Raw genomic sequence first — 23,980 nt, 5'->3', positions numbered from 1 at the left:
ACATGCGGGCGCTGATCTATGAAGGGCCGGGCAAGATCCGTTTTGTCGAGGATGTCGAAGTGCGGGAGCCGGGCGCCGGCGAGGTGCTGGTGCGCATCGTGGCGAGCGGCATTTGCCATTCCGACATTTCGGTCATCAACGGCACGATCGACTGGCCTGCGCCTGCGGTGCTGGGCCATGAAGGGGCGGGCATCGTCGAAAAGCTGGGGCCGGGCGTCACTGAACTGGCGGTGGGCGACCATGTGGCGCTGCATACGCTGGCCAATTGCGGGCGCTGCGGGCCGTGCGAGAGTGGCAGGCCGACCCATTGCCGCCAATCCTATGGCAATCGCGCCCAGCCGTTCAGTCGCAATGGAGAGCCGGTGTCTAGCTTTGCGGCGACGTCGACCTTTGTCGAGAAGACGGTGGTGAAGGCCAATCAGGCGGTCAGGATTGATCCGACGGTGCCGCTCGACATTGCCTGCGTCGTGGGTTGCGGCGTGCTGACCGGGGTGGGATCAGTCGTCAACCGGGCGCGTGTGAAGCCGGGCGAGACGGCGGCGGTGTTCGGCATCGGCGGCATTGGGCTTAACGTGTTGCAGGGCTTGCGGCTTTCGGGAGCGAGCCGGATCATCGCGATCGACTTGTTGGCAACGCGCGAGGAGAAGGCGCGGGAGTTCGGCGCGACCGATTTCATCGACGCTTCCAAGGGCGATGTGCCGCAGCGGATCAAGGACATCGTGTCGGGCGGCAATCCCGATCACGGCAGCGGCGTCGATTGGGCGTTCGAATGCGTCGGTAGTACGCGGGTGCTGAACGATGCGATGGCGAGCCTTGGTTGGGGCGGCAATTGCGTGATCGTCGGGACGACCGCGATGGGGACGATGGCGGAGGTATCATTGACGCCGCTCTCCTTTGTCGATCGCGGGGTGATGGGCGCGCGCTATGGGGCGTCGCGGCCGCATCAGGATATCCCGTCCTATATTGCGCAATATCGGCAGGGTAAGCTGCTGCTGGATGAGCTGGTTACGCAGCGTTATGATCTTGCCGACTTCGAACGGGCCTTCCACGATCTGGAGGAAGGGAAGCTGGCGCGCGGGGTGTTTGTGCTGTGACGCAAGCCGACGCCTGGGACCTGCCGCCGTTGCGGGCGGGCTATGCCGCCGATGAGGCTCTGGTCGAGCGGCGGGCGCGGGCGGCGGGTCCAGCCGATGCTGCGGCACGCGCGGGCGAGGCGGTTATTGGTGGCGTGCGTTGTTTGGTCATTGAGCCGTGCGAGCATGATGCGCAGGGCGAGATGATCTACCTGCATGGCGGGGGATATCGGCTGGGGTCGCCGCTCGCCTATGTGGATTATGCGCAAAGGATCGCGGATGCGGCGGGGCGGCGGATCATCCTGCCCTTTTATCCGCTTGCGCCTGAGCATCCTTTTCCGGCGGCTCTGCATGCTGTTGTGGCGCTGTATCGCGGGTTGGAGGACCGGCAGTCGGTGGTGGTCGCAGGGGACTCTGCCGGGGGCGGGTTGGCGGCGGCGCTGTGCATTATGGCGGCGCGTGCTGGTGAGCGGCCTGCGGGTGCTGTTCTGGTGTCGCCGATGCTGGATTTGACGGCGCGGGGCGAGAGCCTTGATCGCAATGCGGCGCGTGATCCAATGTTTTCCAAGGCGGCCGTGTTGGATAGCGCGGGGCTGTATTTGCAGGGGCATGATCCGCGCGATCCGCTGGTTTCGGCGCTGGAGGCTGACCCCGCTGACTTTCCGCCGACATTGGTGCTGACGGGCGGCGCGGAAGTGTTGCTGGATGAGGCGGTTGCCTTTGCCAAGCGGCTGGCGCTGGCGGATCGGCGGGTCACGCTGCATGTTGCGCCGGGCATGGGCCATGTCTGGCCTTTGCTGGCGCCTGAAACCAGCGAAGCGCGGGATGCGGTCGCGGCGATTGCGGGCTTTGTGACAGCGCTGAAATCTACTGGCTCCGAGGATTCCGCGTAGCCGGAAAGCCGTCCCGCTTAATTGCCAGACGCGGGCGGGTGCAGGACAACAAGTACCAACTTATCATAGCTGACCGAAAGACATTGCGATGACGACGCCCAGCCTTCCGTTCCCCGTTTATGACGCGGACAATCATTTCTACGAGCCGGAGGATGCGCTGTTCCGGCATTTGCCCAAGAAGTGGCACAAGGATTTCCGTTTCGTGGAAGTGGATGGCCGCAAGCGGCTGGCGATCAAGGGGCAGATTTCCGACTATATCCCCAATCCGACCTTCGAGCGGGTGGCGGCGCCCGGGACGCACGTCAAATATTATAAGGCCGACAATCCCGAAGGGCTGACGATGCGGCAGATGACGGGGAAGCCGATCGCTCCGCCGGAATCCTGGCGGACGGGCAAGGAGCGGCTGGCGGTGCTGGACGGGCATAATGTGCATGCGGCGCTCATGTTTCCGACGCTCTTTTCGGTGATCGAAAAGTGGATGAGCTATGACCATGAGTTTCTGCATGATGCACTCCACGCGCTCAACCAGTGGACGAGCGAGGAGTGGGGCTTTGCGCGGGAGAACCGGCTGTTCGGCGTGCCGGTGGTGTCGCTTGCCGACATGGATCGGGCGCTGGCCGAGACGGACTGGCTGATCAAGCAGGGCGCGCGGACAATCTGCATCCGGCCATCTCCGGTGCCGGGCTATCGCGGCGGGCGGTCGATGGGGCTGAAGGACTTCGATGCCTTCTGGGCGCGGATCGAGGAAGCGAAGATCTTCGTGTCGATCCATGCGTCCAATTCCGATTATGATCATCTGATCGAAATGTGGACGGGTGGGGCCGAGTGGCTGCCGTTTGAATCCGATCCGTTCGTCAACTGCCTGCGGATTATCGAGCGGGCGATTTCCGATACGATCGCGGCGATCATTTGTGGTGGCGTTTTCGACCGCTTCCCCGGGGTTCGGGTGGTGAGTGTCGAGAATGGCGCGAAGTGGGTCATTCCGCTGATCGAACAGTTGAAGCATGTTTATGGGCAGATGCCGCAGAAATTCATGAATGATCCCGTTGACCAATTTCATCGGAATATCTTCGTGACGCCCTTTGTCGAGGATGATTTCGGGCAACTGCGAGAACATATGCAGGTGAACCGGATATTGTTCGGGAGTGACTATCCGCATCCGGAGGGGACTGAACACCCACTCGATTTCCTTCATGAATTGACGAGCTATTCGATGGCGGAGAAGGAAATGGTGATGTCGTCGAACCTCAAGGGCCTGTTGGAAGGCGTGCGCAATTAAGGACGACGCCAAGTGAGCAAGGACGTTATCGAGCAGCTTCGCGCCAATCTGCGCGACCATCAAGATGATCGCGGCATCGAGTTTGAGGGCCGGTGGGTGAGTTGGGGCGAGGTGGCGCGCTATGGCGATGCCGTTGTCGCGCTGCTCGACGCCGCCGGGTGCCCGCCATCGGCGAAGGTCGGCATCATCATCCGCAACCGGCTGGCCCATGCGGCGGCGGTGGTGGGGCTGTTGGCGCACAGGCGGTCGGTGAGTTTCGTCTATCCCTTCCTTCCCGCGACGGCGATTTCGGACAATATCGAGAGCCTCGGAGCGGCCGCGATATTGGCCGATGAGCAGGACTGGCCGAACTTTTGGGAGGCTGCGGGGCAGGCTGGTTGCGCGGGGATCGCCTTTGGGGGGATCGATGACGTGCCCATGCTGGTCGATGGACTGGAGAAGTGCAGGCGATCCTCGTTCGACGATGCCTTGCCCGATGGCGGAATCGAAGTGCTGTCGAGCGGGACGACGGGGACGCCCAAGCGCATTCCGATGCCGCTGAAGCTGCTGGAGCGGGCGGTGATGAGCGCGCCGGGGGCCGAGTCCGGCAGCGCTCCGCCGGTGCAGATCAATATCTGGCCGCTGGGCGGTGTGGGGGGCGTGTGCCTGCTGACGGGCGCTGCGGTCAATAATACGCCGCTGGTGCTGATGGAGCGGTTCACGGTCGATGGGCTGGTGGATGCACTGCGCCGTCACCGGCCTGATACGCTGGGCCTTAATCCCACGGCGATCGCAATGATCATGGACGCGAATGTGTCGCCAGAGGACATGGCGAGCGTGAAGAGCGTGTCGGGGGGATCGGCCTATCTGGGCCCCGATCTTCAGGAGCGGTTTGAACAGCGTTACAATCTGCCGATCCTGTGGGGCATGGGCGCGACGGAATTTTGCGGCACCATCGTTCGCTGGACGCCGCAGATGCGGGCGGAGCGCGGGGACAGCAAGCGGGGCAGCACGGGCCTTCCCATGCCGGGCGTGGAGATACGGGCCGTTGATCCGGAAAGCGGCGCGGAGGTGGCGCGCGGGGCGGAAGGATTGCTGGAAGTGCATTGCCCGTCCGTGCGGCCTGACTGGGTACGGACCACTGATCTGGTGATGATTGATGAGGACGGATATGTCTTCCATCGCGGGCGGCATGACGGAGCGATCGTGCGCGGGGGCTTCAAGATATTGCCTGAACGGGTGGTCGATGTGCTGCGCCAGCATCCGGCTGTTGTCGATGCTTCGGTGGTGGGTATCCCTGACGCGCGGTTGGGCGCGGTGCCGGTGGCGGCGGTCGAACTGAGCCGGAGCGCCGGGGCGGTGGATGAACAGGCGCTGCTGGCGCATGTGCGGGCGGAACTGCCGCCGACGCATGTGCCGGTGGAAATCCGGATCGTCGACGCGCTGCCGCGCACGCCGTCGCTGAAGGTCAGCCTGACCGAAATCAAGAAGATGTTCCTGGCCCACGCCGCATGAGCGGGCGCGCGCAACGAAGAGGATGTGAAGGATGAGCGTGTCATTGCTGGGCCTGGAAGGAAAGAAGGCGCTGATCGTTGGGGGCGGCCGTGGCATGGGCGAGGCGAGCGCGCTGTTGCTGGCGGAGGCGGGGTGCGATGTCGCCGTGCTGGACAGCGTCATGGAGCGGGCCGAGCAGGTCGCGAGCGAGGTGCGGACGATTGGGCGCGCGGGTATAGCGATCGAGGCTGATATTTTGGATGAGGCATCGGTCAAGAAAGCCGTGGCGGATGCGGAAGGGGCGCTGGGCGGGCTGGACATATTGGTGACGATCGTGGGGCAGGCGCTGTTCAAGCCGCTGCTCGACGTGACGCTGGAGGAATGGGATCATGATCAATCCCGGAACCTGCGCTATTTCTTCGTGACGGCGCGCGCGGTCGCCCAGTCCATGATTGCGCGCGGGGTGGGCGGTTCGCTGATCTGCATCGGGTCGGTCGATGGCGCGGTTGGGTCGCCGATGCATGCGCCCTATGGCGCGGCCAAGGCGGGCCTCATGCATCTGGTGAAGTCGATGGCGACCGAATGGGGGCGGCATGGCATTCGCGCCAATGCCGTGGCTCCGGGGAGTATCACCACGCCACGATTGCCTGAAACGGCGGAATCGCGGGCGTTGATGGAGGCGAGCGTGCTGCCGATCGGGCGGCCGGGGACGACGCGGGACGTGGCTGGGGCTGTGCTGTTTCTGGCGTCGGGACTGTCGAAATATGTGACGGGTCACAGCCTGTTCGTGGATGGCGGGTGGATGGCCGCCAACCATTTCGATCCAAGAGTAATGGCAACCAAAAAGAGCAACGAATAGCGGTTTACTCGGCCAGGAAGGGCATTATCGCCGCCAGGCATGCGTCGAAGGCGTCATGCTGGGGCCAGTGGCCGCTGCCGGGCAGGCGGACTTGCCGCACGTCAGGGAGATGGGCGAGTAGGTCGGCGGGGAGGCCGGAAGGCCAGCTGCGGTCGCCATAAAGGAGGAGGGTCGGGCAGGCGATGTTGCGCCACAATGCCCGGACATCCGCCATGGAGATGTCGGGAAATGCCCATACGGCGAGATAGGGATCATGCTTCCACTGCCATCCAGCCTTGCCAGCCCGACGCAGACCATGGCGCGTCATGTGTCGTGCCTGCGCAGGCGTAAGGAAGGCATGGCGTTCGCACATCCGCTTAATCGCTTCATCGACGGATGCGAAGATGCGCGGGGCGGCGAGGGAAGCGGCGCGGCGCTCTTCAAGCCAGTTGCGGGTCGTTTGTTCGATGCTTTGGCTGAAGCGATAGGCTTCGATATCGGGAGGCGCGCCAACGGCTTCGATCGCGACGATGCGTGTTATCGTTTCGGGATAGATTGCGGCAAAGCGCAAGGCGATGTGCGCGCCGAGGGAGTGGCCAATCAGGATGGCCTGACGCTGCGGACCCAGCGCCAATTGTTCGGCAAGCGCGGCGAGATCGGACAGATAGGCGGCGAAGTCGTAGCGCCCGTCCTGCGACCAGCCGCTGTCGCCATGGCCGCGAAGGTCGGGGGCGATCACATGGTAATCGGGAAGCAGGGCATTCGCCAGCGCGTCCCAGCTGCGGCTATGGTCCCGGCTGCCATGAAGGAGGATGGCGAGCGGCGCGCCTTCATGCGTCCATTCGGTATAGCTGAGCGGCATGCGGCCATCGCGAAAGCGGCGCTTTACAGGCTTCGTCCTGATGTGGGGGCGACTTTGTCTGTCGTGCATTGTTCGAATATAGAGGGTATTGAAAGCGCGCTGGCGACCCGCAATGACGGCTTTCCATATGCCCGTAATCGTTGCCGCCGTGGCGGATTCCGGACGCTTGAATCGATGCGGCGCCCGGAATATGGTAGTTGCCACCAAAATTCCGGTGACCGGCAGAACCGGCGCCCGCAAGGACGTTATAGGAGGCGGGATGAGCGCTAACTCACAGGCGGAAGGCAGGTCTGGCGGCAGGGGCAGCGTGAAGTCGTGCCTGCGGACGCTGGAGGTGTTGGAATATTTCATGAAGTCGGGCGAGCCTGCACGCACGATCGAGATCAGCGAAGCATTGGGCATCCCCAATTCAAGCGCTGACGAGATCTTGCGGACGCTCGCGAGCACTGGCTATCTCACCTATAATCAGGCGACGAAGCTCTATGCGCCGTCCTACAAGCTGGTCGCGAATGCTTCGTCGATCGAGCAGAGCTTTTTTGGAAGCGGCCGGATCAATGAAGTGATGGAGGATATGCGGCGGGAGACCGGCGGATCAGTCTTCGTCACGCAGCAAAATGACTGCTGGTCGGAGAGTGTCGCTGAAATGTCCGGCGGCTGGGCGGCGAAGCCTGACGCTGAACCCTATTATTCCACTGAGATGATCTGTTTCCAGCACAATAGCTGGCGGCCGGGCACCAATTTTGCCGCGGCGATGCTGGCGCAGCAATCCAATGTCGACATCATCCAGCTCGCGACACGGACGCAGCGGCTGGGCCTGGGTCCGAAGGGGCCGACGCTGATGAAACATCTGGTGGACCGGATTTCAACGACGCGGGCGCGTGGGTTTGCGCTGTGCCGCCGGAGCGCGACCATTCCGGTGGACTCGATCGCCATGCCGCTGCGGGTGCCGCACGGCGTCGCTTCCTACGCCATTGGCGTGGTGGGCGATCCGCTGTTCGTGAACGACAATGATGTGCGGCAGATGCTGTCGGGCATGCAGTCGGTCATCTACCGCTATAATGATCGCATTCGCCGGAACGGGGCGGCGAGCATCCAATAAGGGGACGGCCTTTCCTGTGCCGCCCCTTAGGGCCGATCGACATTCAGTTCTGGCGGCCTGCAAATGGCGGCTCTCCGCGCTTCCGGTGCTCACGTACTGTGAGTACGCTGCGCTCCGGGTCGCGGAAAACCACCATTTTCGGCTCGCCATCTCCTGAATGTCGATCGGCCCTAGTTTTCAAAGCTGGTCGGTGTAGCTGTCGGTGCCCGGGATCGTGGGTATGAAGGGCGAGGCTATCGCGATGCGGCCGATGCCGCTTTCCTCGATGGCTTGGGCGAGCGGTGCATAGGCGGTGTCCCAGACGGCTTTGGGGTCCTCGATCGAGAAGCTGAGGAAGACGGCGCGGTCGTTCTCCTCAACCGGTACATCCTTGGGGCTGGTGGGATCGAGCGGCAGGGGCGAGCCGGTCAGCGCCACATCGCCCGGCAGGTCGCGGGCGCGGAGCAGGGCGGAGAGGTCCGCGCTGGTCTTGCCCGGATTGAGATCGACGATGAAGGCGATGAGCCCGCCATAGGGGCGATCGAGCGCCAGTTCGATCGGCATGCTGCTGCCCGGCGCATTATATTCCGCGTCGAAATTGTAGAAGCTGGTGTGGATATGGTCGCGTTCCTTGAACATGCGGCCGGTGGCGTGGAGGTCGTTGACCTGACGAACGGCCCATGCGTCCCAATCCTTATGATGCCCGTCCAAAATCCAATAGAGCGCGAGATAGGAGCCCTTTGACAGGTCCATGGTGCCTGAACCGAAGCGCTTCGCCTTTTCCGCGCGGGTAGCGACATAGCGCGCGCCCGAGACGGTGTAGGCGCCGATCATGCAGCCGCTGTAGAAATGATCGCGCTCATACCAGCGATTATAGGCTACCTCATGGCCGGGGCGCGGCTCGACCATGGTGAAGAGCAGGGAGCCGAGGCGTATGGGACGGTCGGCGCGGGCTATGTCAGCCCGTTCGTACAAGGTTTCGCAGCTTTGCATGGGCCTCTTCTCCTATGATGGCGCTGCTGGCGGGAAGGGCCGCGCGCCGGAATGTGGCTTTACTGAAGCGCGCAACGAGGCGCGGTTAAAGCGGCGCTGCGCCTCTTCCGGGTTGGCGGAAGCTATCGACCGGCAAGCGCTCGATAGGCGGGATGGCCTATGTCGCTCAGCACATCGAGGTGGCGGGGTGTCCAGCCGAGGTCCCGGCGGGTGCGGGGGCTGCGGGAGCGGCTGCATGTCGCCATGCCGATCAGCGTTCCGAATTTTCCCCAGCGGCGGACGCCTTCGGAAAAATCGATGCTGCGCGCCTGAATGCCGAGGTCGCGGGCGACTGCCTGTGCCAGAGTGCGGTTGTTCAGTTCGCCTGCGACGGCGTGATAAAGGGTGCCGGGTGAACCCCGGTCCAGCGCGAGGCGATACACTTCCGCCAGATCATCGACATGGACGTTGGAATAGAGGTTGAGGCCCTGCCCAAGATAGCCGACTTCGCCTGTGCGTCCGGCGTCGTTGTAGAACATGCGCAGATGGCCGCACCCGCCATGCCCCCAGATCATCGGGGGCCTGATCACCATGGCGCGCACTCCGCCCGATGATCCTGCGCGGCGGACCATATTTTCCGTGTCGAACCGGAGGCCGATATATTTGGAGGGTTCGAACGGGTCATCCTCGGCGAAACTGTCTTCGCTCCACAGGCCGTCCGTGCGTTGCGACAGAAGGCCGGTGCCGCTGGTGAAGATGAACTGATGACCGCGTCCGTCAGCTGCATTGAGCAAGCGCCTGACGGTGTCATGTTCCTGCTGAAGGAGCAGTTGGGCGGCGTAGATGGTGGCGTCGTGCTGGCGCAGCATGTCGATGACGGCGTCCAGATGCGACAAATCACCCCGTAGATGGGTTATGCCATGATCGATAAGCGCGCGATCGCCTTCGCTTGTGCGGCTGAGGCCGCTCAGCTGATGGCCGGACGCCGTAAGGTGCCGGGCGATGTGCGATCCGAGATAGCCGGTCGCGCCGAGGACGAGAATGCGCATCGGGTTCCTTCCGCGCGGCAGGAAGCAACAGCGATCCACCCGGCGTCAAGAGTCCAGCCATGGGTTCCGGAGAGGCGGAGGCGGTTAAAGCGAGCTGACGAGGTGGCCGCCGTCTACGACCAGTTCCGCGCCCGTGATGTAGGAGCCAAGGTCCGACGCGAGCAGGAGCAGGGCGCCGTCCAGATTTTCCGGGCTTCCTATCCGGCGCTGCGGTATCCGGTTGATCATCGCCTTGCCCGCGTCCGTTCCCCAGAAATGCTCATTCAAGGGCGTTACGATGTAGCCGGGGCACAGGGCGTTCACGCGGATATCGTAGCGCGCCCATTCCAGCGCCATGACCTTGGTCATCTGCACCAAGGCGGCCTTTGAAATGGCATAGGGGCCAAGCTGTGCGCCCTGCCGAAGGCCAAGGATGGACGCGATGTTGATGATGCTGCCCGGCCGACCTGCCGCAATCATGGCGTGCGCCGCCCCGCGCGCGACCAGATAAGCACCGCGTGCATTGGTATCCATGACGCGATCCCATTGCGACGCATCCTGATCAAGCATTGGACCAGCGCTTACGACGCCAGCATTGTTGATCAGGACGTCGACGGCGCCGACTTCTTCCCACAAGCGATCGACGGAGGCGGCGTCCTGTACGTCGAGCGAGATGACGCGCGCGTGGGGGAGCGATGCGGCAAGGCTTTCCAACTGGTCGCCCCGACGGGCGGCCAGGACCAGCTGAACGCCCTCAGCAGCGAGCGTGCGCGCGAAATGCGCGCCGAGTCCGCTGCTCGCCCCGGTGATGAGCGCGGTCCTGCCCGCCAGGCCGAAGGAGAGAGGCATCAGGCTGCCAACGCTTCTTCCGGTTCCGGCGGGAAGATGGACGGCTTGCCGGGATCATAGGTCTGGACCAGCAAGCGGATGAACTGTTGATCGGTGAGCGGATCGCTGGGCAGCTCGAAAGTGGCGCCGCGTGCGCGAAGATCGGTGATCAGCATGTCGAACACCTGATCATGGCTGATGTCGTCGGTGTGGTCGAGCGACTGTTTGAGTTCACGATAGTCCATGAAGATGTCCGCGCCCCAGTGGATGAGGAAGCGGAACTCGTCTTCCGGTATCTTCTGGATGACTTTGCCGTCCGTGGTGATCTGCCAGCCATTGGGATCTTCGGGATCGGCGCTCATGAGCGAATTGATCGCGAGTCCTTCGGGTCGGCGCAGGGCGGCGGGGCCGCTGGCTTCTGCCGTGTGGTACATCATTTCATTTTCAACGACGACCGCGCGGCTCCACATCGGCGCCTTGATCTGGGCGGGCTGGCCCTGCGGGCCATCGGGCCAGTAGTTGAAGCCGCCGCCGACCTTGCCCTTATAATACCAGGTGATCACCTGCGCCTTTTTCGCGCGCCAATGTTCGAACAGGCCGGACTTCACCATGATGTTCATCAGCCATACCGGCGATGTCTGCATGGAGATGCCACGGAAGCGGGTGCCGTCGACATGGGGCGCCCCAGCGCCGGGACACGGCCCCTGAATGTTGAACAGCATATTTTCGGGCCGGGCGTATTCGGCCTTCCAATATCCCCGAACCAGATCGAGGAATTTCTTGTTGAAGAAGCAGTCTTCGATATCGGGATGCTGGACCGTCGATCCTTGCGCGAGATAGCCACGGAATACCGGCGAAAGGAACATGTCCCATGTGGGGGTAAACCCTGGGGGAAGGCCGCCCGAGGTCGTCGCAACGACTTCTTCGGGTGACTTGAAATGTTGTGCCAGGATCAACGACCAGGGGCCGTTTTCCCGCACGACGTTCAGCATGCGGCGATGCTGGTCGTCGGTATAGGCGCTTTCGATGATCTGGGGCGGGGCCACTGGGCGGAACTGGGTGGTCATGTGAACTCTCCTGAGTACCTGCATCGCCGACCGCCCCTTAATTTGTAGACAGGGAAAGCTGAGGCGGCTCGCTAACCAAGTGAGTCCTAACTTATTCCGGCCCTCGCTGCAAGTTATGACAACGATTGATGTATTTCATGTGGGGCCGCTGACCGGCGTTTGGGGCAGCCATTCGCGAACTGCGCTTTTCAACAGCTTGCCGTTGGCATTGCGGGGAAGCGGCCCCTCCACGATGTAGACATGGTCGGGCACCTTGTAGTCAGACAGATGCCGTGCGCAGAAGTCGCGCAGGATTGCGCCGTCTGCCTGGTCGGGTGCGACAACGAACGCTTCGACCCGTTCGCCCAGGACAGGGCAGGGCCTGCCGATCACGACGGCCTCGGTGACGGCCTCATGCGACATGAGCATGTTTTCGACCTCGATCGAATAGATTTTGAAGCCGCCGCGATTGATCATGTCCTTCATACGGTCGAGCACGCGGATATAGCCGTTCGCGTCCATCGTACCGATGTCACCCGATTTCCAATAGCCGGCGGTAAAGCCCCGTTCCGTTGCTTCGGGGTTGTTCCAGTAGCGCGGTATCGTCATCGCGCCCGCGATCCAGATTTCTCCCTGATCCCCGCGTGGGAGTTCGCGGCCTTCCCCATCCATGATGATGATGTCGGCATAAGGCAGGGCCTTGCCGACCTTGTCCGGATGAGCGGGACAGTCGCCAAGCGGCATCATGACGGCCGGGGAGGAGGTTTCGGTCGATCCGTAGATGTTCACCAGCGTTAGTTGCGGGAGCTGTACGGCAAGTGTTTCGATGCTGGATTCGGCCATGGGCGCCCCGCCGAACGCGCCAATGCGCCAGCTCGACAGGCCGAAGTCCGCGAAGTCGGGCTCCATCAGGCATAGCTTGTACATGGCCGGGACCATGACGACGTAGCTCATGCGTTCGGCCTGCGCGAGTTCCAGGAAGGGGCGGGCCTTGAACGCCTGCTGCATCACCACCTTCCCCGCGACCCGGATGCTGAGCATCAGGATGAGGCCGATCCCGGTGACGTGCGAGGCAGGGACCGCGAGGACCATCGACTCGCCATCCTTCAATTGCAGGTGCTGCTGGCTGCCGATGCAGATGGTGACGATGCCGAGATGCGTGAGAACCGCGCCCTTGGGGCGGCCGGTGGTGCCCGAGGTGTAGAGGATGCAGAAGGGGTCATCTTCGCTGACGGCCGATCGGTGTGGGGCGTCGGTCAGCGCTTCGGGTGTGGCGTTGGACCAATGGGCAGCTTCGTCGGAATAGCGGAGCCAGTGGCGCAGTTGGGGGTGGTCGGAGCGGCCGGGCAACTGGTCTTCCAGCGCGTCGTCATAAATGATGGCTGCGGCGCCGCTGTCGTCCAGCACATAAGCGGTTTCCGGCGCGCGCTGGCGGATATTCATGGGCACGGCGATCAGGCCGTGTCTTGCTGCCGCCAGTAGCAGGGTGGAATAATCGGCGCGGTTGGACAGCAGGATGGCGAGCCTGTCGCCCGTCGCGAGGCCGAGAGATGTCAAACGCGCGGCGCAGGCGGCTACGCGGGCGGCGAGAACGGCGTAGCTCCACCGATCGTCGCCGTCGACCAGTGCGATCGCGTCGGGTGACCGGCTGACGGCGTCCAGGAACATGGCGTAAATATCTGCGGGGCGATCCTGATGACAATTGACCAGCCTGCCGTGATGCACTTCCTTGCGGAGTTGCAGATGCTTCATCTCTTTATCGGTCCTCTCCGTGCGACCTGCCCTGCTATGACGGGCACGAAAGCTCTTATATGGCTTTCTAATTACACCTTGCATTGCGGTTCTTCCCTTGGCAAGCGCCAAGAAACGAGAGGCGCGGAGACAAGCCATGGCAGATCATGAGGGTGATGCGGCGATTGCTCGAAGGGTCGAGAATTTCGTCCGCGACGTGGTCGTTCCTTATGAAACGGATGGCCGTCGGGACGATCATGGTCCGCTGGATGCGCTGGTGCAGGAAATGCGGGCCAAAGCGCGGGAGGCGGGTGTCCTGACGCCGCATATCCGCGCGGACGGAACGCATCTTAGCCACCGGGCGACGGCGCGGGTGCTGCGCGCTTCGGGATTGTCGCCGCTGGGGCCGCTCGCCTGCAACACCAATGCGCCCGACGAAGGCAATATGTTCCTGTTGGGCAAGGTCGCTACGGCAGAGCAGAAGAGCCGCTACCTCGATCCGATGGTTGCGGGGAATGAGCGCTCCTGTTTCCTGATGACCGAACTTGCGACGGAAGGCGGGACTGGGTCGGACCCGTCGATGATGCAGACCCGGGCGCAGCTGGAGGGCGGTGAATGGGTGATCAATGGACGCAAGGCTTTCGCGACCGGATTTGCTGGAGCCAGCTTTGCTATCCTGATGGCGAAGACGGAGTGGGATGACGGCGCGGCGGCTGCGACTATGTTCCTGGTGCCGCTGCCGCACCCCGCGCTGGTGCAGGAACGGCTGATCGGCACGATCGATAGCTCGATGCCCGGCGGTCATGCGGTGGTGAAGGTCGAGAATTTGCGCCTGCCGCCCGAGGCCGTGCTGGGCGCGCCGCATGAAGGGTTCGCCTATGCGCAGGTCCGGCTGGCTCCCGCGCGGCTCACCCATTGCATGCGTTGGCTGGGCGCTGCGACGCGCGCGAATGAGATTGCGACGGACTATGCGGTCAAGCGGCAGGCGTTCGGCAAGCCGCTGATCGACCATGAGGGCGTTGGCTTCATGCTGGCGGACAATCTGATCGACCTGAAACAATGCGAATTGATGATCGATTGGTGCGCGGATGTGCTGGACGCCGGGGACAAGGCGATCACGGAAAGCTCCATGGCGAAGGTGGCTGTGTCGGAGACGCTGTTTCGGGTGGCTGACCGGTGCGTCCAGGTGATGGGCGGAACCGGGGTCAGCCATGACACGATCGTGGAGCAGGTGTTCCGCGAAATCCGCGCCTTCCGCATTTATGACGGGCCGACGCAGGTGCATAAATGGTCGCTCGCCAAGAAGATCAAGCGCGAGGCGCTGGCAAAGTCATGAATGCCGAGGAGCTGAACGCCGGGCTGTCCGAAGTGCGCGAGGCGCATCGGTTCGATGAGGGCGCGTTGCGGGCGTGGCTGAAGGAGCATGTGCCCGAGGCGGAAGGGCCGCTGACCGTGCGGCAGTTCAAGGGTGGGCAGTCCAATCCGACCTTCCGATTGGACGTTCCGGGCCGTTCCTTCGTCATGCGCCGCAAGCCGCCCGGCGTGACGGTGCCGGGCGCCCATGCCGTGGATCGCGAGGCGCGGGTGATTGCGGCGCTGGGCCAGGAAGGTTTTCCGGTGCCCCGCATCTACGGGCTTTGCACGGACGATGCGGTGATCGGCAGCTGGTTCTATGTCATGGAGTGCGTCGAAGGGCGCGTTTTCTGGAGTTCGCGTTTCGAGAATGTCGCGGCGGAAGAGCGGGTCGCCTATTTCGACGCTATGAACGCGACTTTGGCGCAGCTTCACAATTTCGATCCCGTGGCTCTGGGCCTCGATGATTTCGGGAAGAAGGGCAATTATTTCGAGCGGCAGATCGCGCGATGGTCGCGCCAATATCTGAATGACGAGGCGGCTGGCCGCGACGTCAATATGGACCGGTTGATCGAATGGCTGCCAGCGAATATTCCCGCTGGGGATGAAAGCCGGATCGTCCATGGCGATTATCGCGCCGATAATATGGTGTTCCATCCGACCGAGCCGCGCGTCGTGGCGGTGCTGGATTGGGAGCTTTCGACGCTTGGTCATCCGTTGGCGGATTTCGTCAATCACCTGATGATGTACCGGCTGCCGCCCGCCATCCTTTCGGGGCTGCGGGGTGCCGATTTCGCCGCGCTGAAACTGATGCCCGAGGAGGAGTATATCGCCGCCTATTGCCGCAGGACCGGGCGGGACGGGATCGACCATATGGGCTTTTACCGCGCTTTCGCTCTTTTCCGGCTTGCGGCCATCTATCATGGCATTAAGGCAAGGGCACTACGCGGAACGGCCGCATCGGCGCATGCAGAAGAACTGGCGGCGCAATATCCCCTGCTCGCCCAATTGGGATGGAGCGAGGCGGAAGCGGCCTGATCAAAGGGGAATGGTGGAATGAAGACCCGGATTACCGAGCTTACTGGCACGCGCTATCCCATCATCCAGGGTGGCATGCAGTGGGTGGGCCGCGCCGAGTTGGCTTCGGCGGTGTCCAATGCCGGTGGCCTCGGCATACTGACGGCGCTGACCCAGCCGACGCCCGAGGCGCTGGCCGCCGAGATCGAGCGGTGCCGCACGATGACGGACAAGCCGTTCGGCGTGAACCTGACCATATTGCCGACCGCGCAGCCGGTTCCCTACGAAGCCTATGCCGAAGTCATTGCTGGATCGGGCGTTGGCGTGGTCGAGACAGCCGGGCGCAGTCCCGCCGAGTTCATCGCTCGTTTCAAGCAGGCGGGCGTCAAGATCGTGCACAAATGCACCGCCGTCCGCCATGCGCTGTCGGCCCAGCGTGCAGGCGTCGATGCCGTGTCGATCGACGGGTTCGAAGCGGCGGGTCATCCGGGCGAGGATGATATTCCGGGCATGGTGCTGATCCCCGCTGCGGCGCGGGCGCTGGACATCCCGATCCTGGCGGCGGGCGGCATGGCGACCGGGCGCAGCATGGCGGCGGCTCTGGCCCTGGGCGCGGAGGGTGTGACCATGGGCACCCGTTTCATGCTGACCAAGGAAGCGCCGATCCATGAGGCGATCAAGCAGGCGGTGGTGCAGGGGACGGAGCGCGACACGACGCTGATCTTCCGCCAGCTGCGCAACACGGCCCGCGTGTTCCGCAATGCCGTCGCGGAGGAGGTGAACGTCAAGGAACGAGAGCCCGGCGCGACCTTCGAGGATATTCGGCCGCTGGTCGCCGGTGCGCGTGGTCGCGCTGCGCTGGAGAGTGGCGAAGTGGATGGCGGGCTGGTCTGGGCAGGGCTTGGCATCGGTTTGATGGACGACATTCCGACATGCGCCGAACTGATCGAGCGCATCGTGGGCGAATGCCGCGAGGCGCTGGGCCGCGCCGTGGCGCTGACCGGGGAGGCATGAACATGAGCTACAATACAATTCGCTATGAGGTCGAGGATGACGGCGTCCTGCTGCTGACGCTGAACCGGCCGGACAAGCTGAACGCCTTTACGGTCGAGATGTGCGAAGAGCTGGTCGACGCCTATGGCCGGGCGAGCCAGGATGATGCGGTGCGCGTGATCGTGGTGACGGGCGAGGGCCGTGCCTTCTGTGCGGGCATGGATCTGTCGGTGGGCGGCAATGTCTTTGGCCTGGATGAAAGCATGACGCCGACCATGGAGGATCTGCGCGAGCGTGGCGATGATCCGGCGATCCTGAAAGGCGTGCGGGATACGGGTGGGCGCGTCGCGATGGCGATGTATGATTGCCTGAAGCCGATCGTGGGCGCGGTGAATGGTGCGGCGGTGGGTATCGGCTCGACCATGCTGCTGCCGATGGATTTCCGCTTCGCATCGGACAAGGCGCGCTTCGGCTTTGTCTTTGGACGGCTGGGCATCACGATGGAGGCGTGCTCGTCCTTCTTCCTGCCGCGCATTGTCGGTTTGGAGCAGGCGATGGAGTGGGCGTACAAGGCCGATATCTTCGATGCCGCCGAAGCGCATGACAAGGGACTGGTGCGCGGCGTGTTCCCGGCCGAGACGCTGGTTGAGGAGGCGAAGGCCTTTGCCCGATCACTGGTCAAGGACCGTTCGCCCGTTTCGATCGCACTGATCCGCCAGATGCTGAACCGCAACAGCGCGCAGCCCGATCCGTGGCAGGCGCATCTGACGGAATCGCTGGCGGTATTCTACACCAGTCAGGCGGACGGCCGCGAAGGGGTTCGCGCCTTCAATGAAAAACGGCCAGCGGATTTCACGGGGAAGGCGTCGCAAATGCCGTCCTTCTTCCCTTGGTATGGCGATAAATAAATCAACGGAGAGAATTGAGATGATCACGCTGGAAGACAAGATCGCGATTCAGGAACTGGTCGCGCGTTTCACCCGCTGTTCCGACTTTGGCGATTGGGAAGGCGTTGCCTCCCTCTTCACGCCCGAGGTTGTGACGGAGATGGAGGGCCTGCCCATCCGCTATGAAGGCGTCGAGGCTCAGGTTGAACATGCCAAGGAGTCGGCCAACCAGACCGAAGGCAAGAACCGCCACTATAACTTCAACATGATCGTGTTCGAGAAGGACGACGCAGTATATGCGGAATATGCCTTCATGAACGTCAACGCAGGGCATGCGCCGATGAGCGCCAAGATCGTCGTAACCGGCCGTCAGCGGGATACGGTGGTGAAGACAAGCGACGGGTGGAAGATCGCGCGCCGCTTCGTTCAGTTCGACCAGTCGTTCAGCCTTGATTTCTAAGCCACGGAGGAACGGTCGTGGACATTAAGAATTTGTGCGCTGTCGTCACCGGCGGCGCTTCGGGACTGGGCAGTGCGACTGCGGAAAGGCTGTCCGAGCTTGGCGCTCGCGTGGCGATCTTCGACTTGAACGAGGAAGCTGGCGCGTCGCTCGCCGAACGGTTGGGCGGCAGCTTCCATAAGGTCGATGTGACCAGCGCCGAGTCCGTCGATGCGGGCCTGGCAGCGGCCGAAGCGAAGCTGGGGACGCCGCGTGTGCTGGTGAACTGCGCCGGCGTGGCGCCGGGCTTTCGTGTCGTGGGTAAGGATGGTTCGCCCCATCCGCTGGACGCGTTCCGCAAGGCTGTCGAGATCAACCTGATCGGCAGCTTCAACGTCATTTCGCGCTTTGCCGCCCTGCTCTCCGCCGCAGGAGTGGATGGCGAAGAAGCGGGCGTGATCGTCAATACGGCGTCCGTCGCTGCCTTTGATGGGCAGATCGGCCAGGCTGCTTACGCAGCGTCCAAAGGCGGTGTCGTGGGCATGACGTTGCCGATCGCGCGCGATCTGGCGCAACATCGCATTCGGGTGATGACGATCGCGCCGGGCATTTTCCTGACGCCGATGCTGCAAGGCCTGCCGCAGGCGACGCAGGATTCGCTGGGCAAGCAGGTGCCGCACCCGTCGCGGCTGGGTAAACCAGCAGAATTTGCGAAGCTGGTTCAGAATATCATTGAAAATCCGATGCTGAACGGAGAGGTGATCCGTCTGGACGGCGCGATCCGCATGGGACCGCGCTGACCGTTCGCCATCTAAGAAGGATTGCTGCCATGATCGAGACTAGCCCGGACGTCATCAGCCTGCCGGAAACCGAGGCTAAGCTGCGCGAATTTGTCGAGCAGGGCGTCATATCGGGCGGCATCCTTGCGTGGGGAACCGCGGATGGTCCGGTTCGCTACCATGGCGAAGGTGTGCTGGGCTATGCGCGCAAGGATGGCGTGGACGAGCGGTCCATCTTCCGCGTCTTTTCCCAGTCGAAGCCGATCACCGGCATCGGCGCGATGATGCTGATCGAGGATGGCGTCATTGGTCTGGACCAGCCGATCGGGGAGATATTGCCCGCTTTCGCCGAGATGCGCGTCATCGAGGGTGATGACCCGGAAGTGACGCGGCCAGCGGTTCGCCCGATCACTGTCCGCCACCTGCTGACCCATACGGCGGGCTTTGGCATGGACGGCATGACATTGGGCGAGCTTTATACGAAGCATGGCGTGGCGCCGGGTTCGCGGGACTGGGTGCCGGGTCCGGGGGATCTCCCGGTGCCGGCAACGCTTGCCGAATTGGGCGAGCGTATTGCCGCCCTGCCCTTGGCGACCGATCCCGGCACACGGTTCGATTACAGCGTCGCGCTGGACGTGCTTGGGCTGGTGATCGAAGTCGCGTCGGGCATGCCGTTCGAAACCTTCCTGAAGACGCGCCTGTTCGATCCACTGGGCATGGTGGATACGGGCTTTGCCATCACGGCGGATCAGGCCGCCCGCTTTGCCGATCTTCCCCAGCAGGAGGAGGACGGGACATGGGCATTGGCCGATGATGCGGCGGACAGCCTCTATGCGCGGCCTTATTATCCGTCGGGCGGCGGCGGCATGGTGTCGACGGCGCATGATTATTCGCGTTTTGCCGCCATGCTGCTCAACGAGGGGGAGCTGGACGGCGTACGCATTCTGAAGCCGGAGACGGTGCGGATCGCACGATCGAACCTGCTGCCCGACGCGGTGACGCATGTGGACGTGCCGATCGGTTATACGCTGTCGAACGTCGGCATGGGCGCAGGCATGTCCGTATCGCTGAAGGCGAGTGAGCAGACCAACAGCTTCTTTGACTGGCCGGGTTCGGTGCCAGCGGGTGTGTTCGGTTGGCCGGGTGCTGCGGGGACGGCATGCTGGATGGACCCCGAACGCAAGTTCTTCCTCCTCTATCTCACCCAATATTGGCCGACCTGGTTGAACGGCAGCATGCGGCCAGAGATTGTCGCGGCGGCCTATCGCGATCTGGAGAAGCAATAAGGAGGACGCTGCCATGCCGATATTGGACAATGACGCCGACTTCACGCCCCGGCTGGGATCGCCCGGCACTGGCGTCGTGATCACGGGCGGAGCTTCCGGTATCGGACTGGCGGCGGCACATGCGCTGGCTGCCGTCGGTCGGCCGGTCGCCCTGTGGGACATCAATGCGGAAGGTGCGGCAGGATCGGCGAGCATCATCGAGAGCCGCTATGGCGTGCGCGCGGCGGGTTTCAGCGTCGATCTGCGCAACCCGCAGGCCGTAACCCCCGCCGCCATCGCGACACGGGCGGCGATCGGCGCGATCGGTGGCATCGTGCATTGTGCGGGCACGGCCGAAGCCACGGGCATCGACGGAGTGACGCCGGAAAACTGGGATGCGGGACTGGCGCTGCATGTCCGGTCGATCGTCCTGATGACCCAGGCTTTCCGCGAAGACCTGCGTAAGTCGCCGGGGAGCGCCATTGTCGCATTGTCATCCATCAACGCGACGCTGGGCAACGGGATGATCCCGATCTACAGCGCCGCGAAGGGTGCGGTGATATCGCTGGTCCATTCGATGGCGGATGAACTGGCGGCTGATGGGGTGCGCATCAACGCGGTGAGTCCCGGCATGATCGATACGCCGATCATTGCGGAGACCAAGGCGCATTTGCCGGGGCATTTCGAGCGGCGGATCATGCTGGGCCGCTATGGCGCGCCGGAAGAACTGGGACGCGTCATCCGTTTCCTGATGTCGGATGAAGCGAGTTACATGACGGGCGCGGAGATCGTCGTGGACGGCGGCAACATCAACTCGCAACGGCAATAGGATTGCCATCGCACCGCGCTAGGGAAGAGGGCGCTGCGGTCAGGTCAGCCAGCCGACCCCATGCAGCGCCCCGGCACGCCTTAGAGGCGGTTCACTTCCTTGGCGGTCAGGCTGGTGACCAGACCCTTTTCCGCCGTGCTGAGCGTGGTCACGGGAATAACCACGAAACGGCCGCTGTAGATGATCTGGACGCCGGTCGTTTCGCCAGCGTTGTTCTTCAGGATGCGGTCGATAAAGCCGACCTTGCGGCCGTCGACCGTCTTCACAAGTGCATTGGTCTTGATCGCGGGCGCGTCAGCGGCGATCGCCGCAGCGGAAAGCGAGAGCGACAGAGCCGCCGCGAAGGCAAAAGAAAGCTTCATGATAATCCCCTTGTGGATAGACAAGGGGCCGATAGCACGCTGTAAAACGAATAATAAGACACCCTGTGTTGCAAAAAATGCAATTTGCGTTTCGGGTTCGGAATTTGGCGGATATGGGATGGGATCGGCGGCTGACAGCGCCTAATGAATGGAATGGGGAGGTTTCAGCCGGGATGATTGGTGTGCTTTTCCACCTTCACGAATGTCGGTTCGCATGACCGGGCAGGCGCGTGAGTCGGGGCCGCGCCTCGCGGCATTTTCCGTGACGAGCATCGCGACCGGCGGGTTCAATATTCCGCTCCAGACCTATTTGCCTGCCTTTTACGCGACGGTGATCGGCATGGACCTGGCGACCGTCGGGCTGGTCTTCATGATCAGTCGCCTGTGGAGCGCGGCGGCCGATCCGGTGATCGGATGGGCTTCGGACCACACACGCACACGCATTGGAAGGCGGAAACCCTGGATTTTGGGCGGCGGTGTGCTGTTCCTTCTGTCCCTGCTCGCGGTCTTTTCCCCGCCTGCCGGAGCCACGCCGCTCTATCTTGGTGGGTGGCTTTTGCTGCTGTGCCTGGGGTGGACTGCGACCTCCACGCCGCTTTACGCCTGGGGCGGGGAGATGGCCTCATCGCCGGTCGAGCGAGCGCGTATCCAAGCCTATATCCAGACAGGGTCGTCCATCGGCATCTTTCTGGTGCTGGTATTGCCTGCCGTGCTGGACGCGCTGGGCCGGGGCAATCCTGAGGTTCGGGTCGGATCGATGGGGGCGCTCGTCGCCGCTGTCCTCGCTGTTGGTATGGTGCTGATCGCCTTTCTCTTTCGCGAGCCGTCACTGCCGGAACGCGCACCCGCAGGCGCGAACTGGCGGCAGGGGATGAAGGCGGTGCTGACCGATGCAGCGCTTTGGCGGATCGTGGCGTCGGATTTCTTCGTCGCGCTGGGGCAGGGTTTTCGCACTGCCGTGTTCCTGTTCTTCGTGACGCGTTACATGGGCATGGCTTCACCGGCCATGCTGCTGATGCTGCAATATGCATTCGGCATGTTCGCAGCGCCGCTATGGGCGCGGATCAGTTACCGGTTCGGGAGGCTAAGAACGCTGATCATGGCCGAGGGCGTGCAGGTTGCGATCAACCTGATGGTCCTGTTCCTGACACCGGATCGCATGTGGCTGTTCATCCTGCTGATCGTGGGACAGGGGCTGACGCAGGGATCGGGCAACCTGATGTTGCGGTCGATGATCTATGATGTCGCGGATCGTCATCGAGAGGGTAGCGGCGTGGAGCGGGCCGGGCTGTTTTCGTCCGTGTTCAATGTGACGACCAACGCAGCCTATGCGGTGGCCGTGGGCATCGCCTTGTCCGTCGTGGGCTTGCTCGGATTTGATCCAAGGTCTTCAGGATCGGAAGGGGTGGCGGGCGTACATCTGTTCTTTGCGATCGGTCCCGCCGTTGGACATTTGCTGTCGATCATTGTGATCAGCTGGAAGCGCGGGAGCAGAAGCGGAAGGCTGGACGCTGAAAGCCGCCTGCCTTCCGCTTGATCCTCAGATTCCGATGAATGAGGGTTGCATCAAAGGTCGATAACCTTTTCAGGGTTCATGATGCCATCCGGGTCGAGTGCCCGCTTGATCTGGCGCATCACCTCGACAGCGGCGCCATGCTCCGTAACGAGATGGGCTTTCTTGCCAATGCCGATGCCATGTTCGCCAGTGCAGCTGCCCTCCATGGCGAGAGCGATGCCTACGATCCGTTCGGATAATGCCTTCGCCTTTTGCGTTTCCTCGGCCGAGTTCGGATCGAAGATGAGGATGACATGGAAGTTTCCGTCGCCGACATGACCCACGATCGGTGCGGTAAGGCCACTTGCCTCAATGGCGCTGCGCGTTTCCTCTATACAGTCGCAAAGCCGCGAAATCGGGACGCAGACATCCGTTGCGATTGCCTTGCACCCTGGCCGCAGCGCGAGATTGGCATAATGGACCTTGTGGCGTGCTTCCCAGAGGGCGGTTCGGTCCTCCGTCTTCGTCGCCCAGGTGAATTGTCCGCCGCCATTGTCGGTGGCGATCTGGCCGAAGTTTTCCGCCTGTTCCGCAACGCCCGCAGGCGTGCCGTGAAATTCGAGGAACAGCGTCGGGCATTCGCGATAGTTTGTCCGACTGTAGGCATTTATCGCGCGGATCTGTAGCGGATCGAGCAATTCGATACGGGCGACGGGAAGGCCGATCTGGATTGTCTGGATTACTGCGTTCACCGCGCCGCGCAATGTTTCAAATTCGCAGACAGCGGCGGAAACCGCTTCGGGTTGACCGTAAAGGCGCAAGGTGACTTCGGTAATGATGCCGAGCGTGCCTTCGGACCCGACGAATAGCCCGGTGAGGTTGTACCCGGCCGCGGATTTACGCGCGCGCCCGCCGGTGTGGATGATCCGGCCATCGGCAAGCACCACCTTCAGTCCCAGCACATTCTGCCGCATCGTGCCGTAGCGAACCGCGTTGGTGCCGGAGGCGCGGGTGGAAGCCATGCCGCCGAGAGATGCGTCGGCGCCCGGATCGACGGGGAAGAACAGGCCCGTGTCGCGCAACTCGGCGTTCAGCTGCTTTCGGGTGACGCCCGCCTGCACGGTGCAGTCCAGGTCTTCTGGACTGACGCGCAGCACCTGATTCATGCGGGAGAGGTCGATACAAAGACCGCCTCTTGCCGCCAGAAAATTGCCCTCCAGCGATGTGCCCGTGCCGTAAGGCGTGACGGCGATGCCCTGTTCCTTGCAGAAAATGACCGCTGCGGCGACTTCCTCCGTGCTGAGGGGGAAGACAACCGCGTCCGGGGGCATGGCCGGGTAGAAGGTCTCTGCCCGGCCATGATGATCGCGGATGGCAGCGCTATCGCTGAACCGATCGCCGAACATGGCGCGCAGGGCGGACCAGTCAGCTTGCGGGACATGTACCGCTGTTGCCATTTG

General features: G+C 62.9%; 23 protein-coding genes. 15 read left to right on the top strand and 8 right to left on the bottom strand.

Annotated features, from left to right (window positions below; translation table 11 throughout):
• Positions 1-2: 2 nt before the first annotated feature.
• From ACZ5ZH_RS17120 to ACZ5ZH_RS17100, 5 genes are all read left to right on the top strand, one after another.
• Positions 3-1,094, top strand: coding sequence for a Zn-dependent alcohol dehydrogenase (locus ACZ5ZH_RS17120; protein ID WP_464773143.1), 1,092 nt, complete (start codon positions 3-5; stop codon positions 1,092-1,094).
• Positions 1,091-1,966: an alpha/beta hydrolase gene (locus ACZ5ZH_RS17115; protein WP_464773142.1), complete on the top strand. Its 876-nt coding sequence runs from the start codon at positions 1,091-1,093 to the stop codon at positions 1,964-1,966. Before ACZ5ZH_RS17120 ends, ACZ5ZH_RS17115 begins: the two co-directional genes overlap by 4 nt.
• 88 nt (positions 1,967-2,054) lie before the next feature.
• On the top strand, positions 2,055-3,245 hold the full coding sequence (locus ACZ5ZH_RS17110; RefSeq protein WP_464773141.1) for an amidohydrolase family protein: 1,191 nt from the start codon (positions 2,055-2,057) through the stop codon (positions 3,243-3,245).
• Between the two features lie 12 nt (positions 3,246-3,257).
• Positions 3,258-4,739 carry a class I adenylate-forming enzyme family protein gene (locus tag ACZ5ZH_RS17105; protein WP_464773140.1) on the top strand — a complete coding sequence of 494 codons (1,482 nt, stop codon included), beginning with the start codon at positions 3,258-3,260 and terminating at the stop codon, positions 4,737-4,739.
• Between the two features lie 31 nt (positions 4,740-4,770).
• A complete protein-coding gene (locus tag ACZ5ZH_RS17100) occupies positions 4,771-5,577 on the top strand; it encodes an SDR family NAD(P)-dependent oxidoreductase (RefSeq protein WP_464773139.1) in 807 nt (268 codons plus the stop codon).
• 4 nt (positions 5,578-5,581) lie between these two features.
• Here ACZ5ZH_RS17100 and ACZ5ZH_RS17095 read toward each other — a convergent pair whose 3' ends face one another.
• Positions 5,582-6,418 (bottom strand): alpha/beta fold hydrolase, encoded by an 837-nt coding sequence (locus ACZ5ZH_RS17095; protein WP_464775236.1) that lies wholly within the window; start codon positions 6,416-6,418, stop codon positions 5,582-5,584.
• A gap of 259 nt (positions 6,419-6,677) precedes the next feature.
• On the opposite strand from ACZ5ZH_RS17095, the gene ACZ5ZH_RS17090 reads away from it, so the two are divergent.
• Positions 6,678-7,517 carry a helix-turn-helix domain-containing protein gene (locus ACZ5ZH_RS17090; protein WP_464773137.1) on the top strand — a complete coding sequence of 280 codons (840 nt, stop codon included), beginning with the start codon at positions 6,678-6,680 and terminating at the stop codon, positions 7,515-7,517.
• 177 nt (positions 7,518-7,694) lie between these two features.
• On the opposite strand, the gene ACZ5ZH_RS17085 is transcribed toward ACZ5ZH_RS17090, so the two are convergent.
• The 5 genes from ACZ5ZH_RS17085 to ACZ5ZH_RS17065 all read right to left on the bottom strand — a co-directional run bounded on the left by ACZ5ZH_RS17085 (position 7,695) and on the right by ACZ5ZH_RS17065 (position 13,122).
• A complete protein-coding gene (locus ACZ5ZH_RS17085) occupies positions 7,695-8,489 on the bottom strand; it encodes a hypothetical protein (RefSeq protein WP_460988462.1) in 795 nt (264 codons plus the stop codon).
• A 122-nt stretch (positions 8,490-8,611) separates the two neighbouring features.
• On the bottom strand, positions 8,612-9,517 hold the full coding sequence (locus tag ACZ5ZH_RS17080; protein WP_464773136.1) for an NAD-dependent epimerase/dehydratase family protein: 906 nt from the start codon (positions 9,515-9,517) through the stop codon (positions 8,612-8,614).
• Between the two features lie 84 nt (positions 9,518-9,601).
• Positions 9,602-10,345 carry a glucose 1-dehydrogenase gene (locus ACZ5ZH_RS17075; protein WP_464773135.1) on the bottom strand — a complete coding sequence of 248 codons (744 nt, stop codon included), beginning with the start codon at positions 10,343-10,345 and terminating at the stop codon, positions 9,602-9,604.
• Positions 10,345-11,391 (bottom strand): hypothetical protein, encoded by a 1,047-nt coding sequence (locus ACZ5ZH_RS17070; protein WP_464773134.1) that lies wholly within the window; start codon positions 11,389-11,391, stop codon positions 10,345-10,347. Before ACZ5ZH_RS17070 ends, ACZ5ZH_RS17075 begins: the two co-directional genes overlap by 1 nt.
• A gap of 135 nt (positions 11,392-11,526) precedes the next feature.
• Entirely contained in the window at positions 11,527-13,122 is a 1,596-nt protein-coding gene (locus ACZ5ZH_RS17065; RefSeq protein ID WP_464773133.1) for a class I adenylate-forming enzyme family protein, read from the bottom strand.
• Between the two features lie 136 nt (positions 13,123-13,258).
• Between ACZ5ZH_RS17065 and ACZ5ZH_RS17060 the strand changes: the two genes are divergently transcribed.
• The 8 genes from ACZ5ZH_RS17060 to ACZ5ZH_RS17025 are packed head-to-tail and all read left to right on the top strand — an operon-like array spanning position 13,259 to position 20,663.
• Positions 13,259-14,437: an acyl-CoA dehydrogenase family protein gene (locus ACZ5ZH_RS17060; protein ID WP_464773132.1), complete on the top strand. Its 1,179-nt coding sequence runs from the start codon at positions 13,259-13,261 to the stop codon at positions 14,435-14,437.
• Entirely contained in the window at positions 14,434-15,492 is a 1,059-nt protein-coding gene (locus ACZ5ZH_RS17055) for a phosphotransferase (protein WP_464773131.1), read from the top strand. Before ACZ5ZH_RS17060 ends, ACZ5ZH_RS17055 begins: the two co-directional genes overlap by 4 nt.
• Positions 15,493-15,510: 18 nt before the next feature.
• Positions 15,511-16,485, top strand: a complete 975-nt coding sequence (locus ACZ5ZH_RS17050) for an NAD(P)H-dependent flavin oxidoreductase (protein WP_449469763.1) — start codon at positions 15,511-15,513, stop codon at positions 16,483-16,485.
• Positions 16,486-16,487: 2 nt separating this feature from the next.
• Positions 16,488-17,372, top strand: coding sequence for a crotonase/enoyl-CoA hydratase family protein (locus ACZ5ZH_RS17045; RefSeq protein ID WP_464773130.1), 885 nt, complete (start codon positions 16,488-16,490; stop codon positions 17,370-17,372).
• Between the two features lie 19 nt (positions 17,373-17,391).
• Positions 17,392-17,811: a nuclear transport factor 2 family protein gene (locus ACZ5ZH_RS17040; protein ID WP_464773129.1), complete on the top strand. Its 420-nt coding sequence runs from the start codon at positions 17,392-17,394 to the stop codon at positions 17,809-17,811.
• Between the two features lie 17 nt (positions 17,812-17,828).
• Positions 17,829-18,590 carry a 3-hydroxyacyl-CoA dehydrogenase gene (locus ACZ5ZH_RS17035; protein ID WP_464773128.1) on the top strand — a complete coding sequence of 254 codons (762 nt, stop codon included), beginning with the start codon at positions 17,829-17,831 and terminating at the stop codon, positions 18,588-18,590.
• A 29-nt stretch (positions 18,591-18,619) separates the two neighbouring features.
• Positions 18,620-19,855 carry a serine hydrolase domain-containing protein gene (locus ACZ5ZH_RS17030; protein WP_464773127.1) on the top strand — a complete coding sequence of 412 codons (1,236 nt, stop codon included), beginning with the start codon at positions 18,620-18,622 and terminating at the stop codon, positions 19,853-19,855.
• Positions 19,856-19,868: 13 nt separating this feature from the next.
• Positions 19,869-20,663: an SDR family NAD(P)-dependent oxidoreductase gene (locus ACZ5ZH_RS17025; RefSeq protein ID WP_464773126.1), complete on the top strand. Its 795-nt coding sequence runs from the start codon at positions 19,869-19,871 to the stop codon at positions 20,661-20,663.
• Positions 20,664-20,743: 80 nt separating this feature from the next.
• Here the strand turns inward: ACZ5ZH_RS17025 and ACZ5ZH_RS17020 are convergent, their stop codons facing one another.
• Positions 20,744-21,025: a hypothetical protein gene (locus tag ACZ5ZH_RS17020; RefSeq protein WP_460988447.1), complete on the bottom strand. Its 282-nt coding sequence runs from the start codon at positions 21,023-21,025 to the stop codon at positions 20,744-20,746.
• Positions 21,026-21,239: 214 nt separating this feature from the next.
• Here ACZ5ZH_RS17020 and ACZ5ZH_RS17015 point away from each other — a divergent pair, with 214 nt between their 5' ends.
• Complete coding sequence (locus tag ACZ5ZH_RS17015; RefSeq protein ID WP_464773125.1) at positions 21,240-22,562, top strand: MFS transporter; 1,323 nt, start codon at positions 21,240-21,242, stop codon at positions 22,560-22,562.
• Positions 22,563-22,591: 29 nt separating this feature from the next.
• Here ACZ5ZH_RS17015 and ACZ5ZH_RS17010 read toward each other — a convergent pair whose 3' ends face one another.
• Positions 22,592-23,977, bottom strand: coding sequence for an FAD-binding oxidoreductase (locus ACZ5ZH_RS17010; protein WP_464773124.1), 1,386 nt, complete (start codon positions 23,975-23,977; stop codon positions 22,592-22,594).
• Between the last annotated feature and the right edge of the window lie 3 nt (positions 23,978-23,980).

The organism is Sphingobium sp. TomMM7A (assembly GCF_055397305.1).
This window is presented reverse-complemented; position numbering and strand designations above follow the sequence as displayed.

Bases quoted from the DNA above. Each gene is read 5' to 3' on its own strand.
- ACZ5ZH_RS17120 (WP_464773143.1), top strand. From the start codon at position 3: ATGCGGGCGCTGATCTATGAAGGGCCGGGCAAGATCCGTTTTGTCGAG.
- ACZ5ZH_RS17050 (WP_449469763.1), top strand. From the start codon at position 15,511: ATGAAGACCCGGATTACCGAGCTTACTGGCACGCGCTATCCCATCATC.
- ACZ5ZH_RS17015 (WP_464773125.1), top strand. From the start codon at position 21,240: ATGACCGGGCAGGCGCGTGAGTCGGGGCCGCGCCTCGCGGCATTTTCC.
- ACZ5ZH_RS17090 (WP_464773137.1), top strand. From the start codon at position 6,678: ATGAGCGCTAACTCACAGGCGGAAGGCAGGTCTGGCGGCAGGGGCAGC.
- ACZ5ZH_RS17060 (WP_464773132.1), top strand. From the start codon at position 13,259: ATGGCAGATCATGAGGGTGATGCGGCGATTGCTCGAAGGGTCGAGAAT.
- ACZ5ZH_RS17095 (WP_464775236.1), bottom strand. From the start codon at position 6,418: ATGCCGCTCAGCTATACCGAATGGACGCATGAAGGCGCGCCGCTCGCC.
- ACZ5ZH_RS17020 (WP_460988447.1), bottom strand. From the start codon at position 21,025: ATGAAGCTTTCTTTTGCCTTCGCGGCGGCTCTGTCGCTCTCGCTTTCC.
- ACZ5ZH_RS17080 (WP_464773136.1), bottom strand. From the start codon at position 9,517: ATGCGCATTCTCGTCCTCGGCGCGACCGGCTATCTCGGATCGCACATC.
- ACZ5ZH_RS17030 (WP_464773127.1), top strand. From the start codon at position 18,620: ATGATCGAGACTAGCCCGGACGTCATCAGCCTGCCGGAAACCGAGGCT.
- ACZ5ZH_RS17055 (WP_464773131.1), top strand. From the start codon at position 14,434: ATGAATGCCGAGGAGCTGAACGCCGGGCTGTCCGAAGTGCGCGAGGCG.
- ACZ5ZH_RS17025 (WP_464773126.1), top strand. From the start codon at position 19,869: ATGCCGATATTGGACAATGACGCCGACTTCACGCCCCGGCTGGGATCG.
- ACZ5ZH_RS17040 (WP_464773129.1), top strand. From the start codon at position 17,392: ATGATCACGCTGGAAGACAAGATCGCGATTCAGGAACTGGTCGCGCGT.
- ACZ5ZH_RS17085 (WP_460988462.1), bottom strand. From the start codon at position 8,489: ATGCAAAGCTGCGAAACCTTGTACGAACGGGCTGACATAGCCCGCGCC.
- ACZ5ZH_RS17065 (WP_464773133.1), bottom strand. From the start codon at position 13,122: ATGAAGCATCTGCAACTCCGCAAGGAAGTGCATCACGGCAGGCTGGTC.
- ACZ5ZH_RS17045 (WP_464773130.1), top strand. From the start codon at position 16,488: ATGAGCTACAATACAATTCGCTATGAGGTCGAGGATGACGGCGTCCTG.
- ACZ5ZH_RS17075 (WP_464773135.1), bottom strand. From the start codon at position 10,345: ATGCCTCTCTCCTTCGGCCTGGCGGGCAGGACCGCGCTCATCACCGGG.
- ACZ5ZH_RS17070 (WP_464773134.1), bottom strand. From the start codon at position 11,391: ATGACCACCCAGTTCCGCCCAGTGGCCCCGCCCCAGATCATCGAAAGC.
- ACZ5ZH_RS17110 (WP_464773141.1), top strand. From the start codon at position 2,055: ATGACGACGCCCAGCCTTCCGTTCCCCGTTTATGACGCGGACAATCAT.
- ACZ5ZH_RS17100 (WP_464773139.1), top strand. From the start codon at position 4,771: ATGAGCGTGTCATTGCTGGGCCTGGAAGGAAAGAAGGCGCTGATCGTT.
- ACZ5ZH_RS17010 (WP_464773124.1), bottom strand. From the start codon at position 23,977: ATGGCAACAGCGGTACATGTCCCGCAAGCTGACTGGTCCGCCCTGCGC.